Genomic DNA, 617 nt, shown 5'->3' with positions numbered 1-617 from the left:
GACCATCCCGCTTACCCGGCGGAACTGGCCCGAGATCTGGACCTGACACGCACGAACGTGTCCAACCACCTGGCATGCCTGCGCGATTGCGGGATCGTCGTCTCCGAGCCCGAGGGTCGTCGGACACGATATGAGATCGCCGATTCGCACCTGGCGCAGGCGCTGACGGCACTGGTCGATGCCACCCTGGCAGTGGACGAAGACGCCCCGTGCATCGATCCCGCCTGCTCGCTTCCCGGATGCGACGCAGCTGGGGAGGGCGCATGATCCTCACCTCGGTCTTGCAGGCGATGGGCCTGTTCGCAGCGACCAACATCGACGACATCATCGTGCTCTCCCTCTTCTTCGCGCGAGGGGCAGGCCAGCGCGGCACTACCGCCCGCATTCTGGCCGGCCAGTACCTCGGATTCGTCGGCATCCTCGGTGCCGCGGTCCTGGTGACCATCGGTGCCGGAGCATTCCTGCCCTCGGCAGCCATCCCGTACTTCGGTCTCATCCCTCTGGGCCTCGGCCTCTGGGCCGCATGGCAGGCCTGGCGCGGAGACGATGACGACGATGACGACGAGGCCAAGGTTGCCGGCAAGAAGGTCGGCGTGTGGACAGTCGCAGGCGTCACC

The 617-nt window shown here is 66.8% G+C and carries 2 protein-coding genes; both read left to right on the top strand.

From position 1 onward, the window contains the following. A partial coding sequence (locus M3G03_RS12785) for a helix-turn-helix domain-containing protein (RefSeq protein WP_259810514.1) occupies window positions 1–267 on the top strand: 267 nt, incomplete at its 5' end. Continuing rightward, a partial coding sequence (locus M3G03_RS12780) for a cadmium resistance transporter (protein WP_259810512.1) occupies window positions 264–617 on the top strand: 354 nt, incomplete at its 3' end. The genes M3G03_RS12785 and M3G03_RS12780, both read left to right, overlap by 4 nt.

Source organism: Aestuariimicrobium sp. p3-SID1156 (genome assembly GCF_025144225.1).
In the GTDB taxonomy this organism is placed as follows: domain Bacteria; phylum Actinomycetota; class Actinomycetes; order Propionibacteriales; family Propionibacteriaceae; genus Aestuariimicrobium.
The sequence above is the reverse complement of the archived record's forward strand: the minus strand, read 5'-3'. Positions and strand labels throughout refer to the sequence as shown.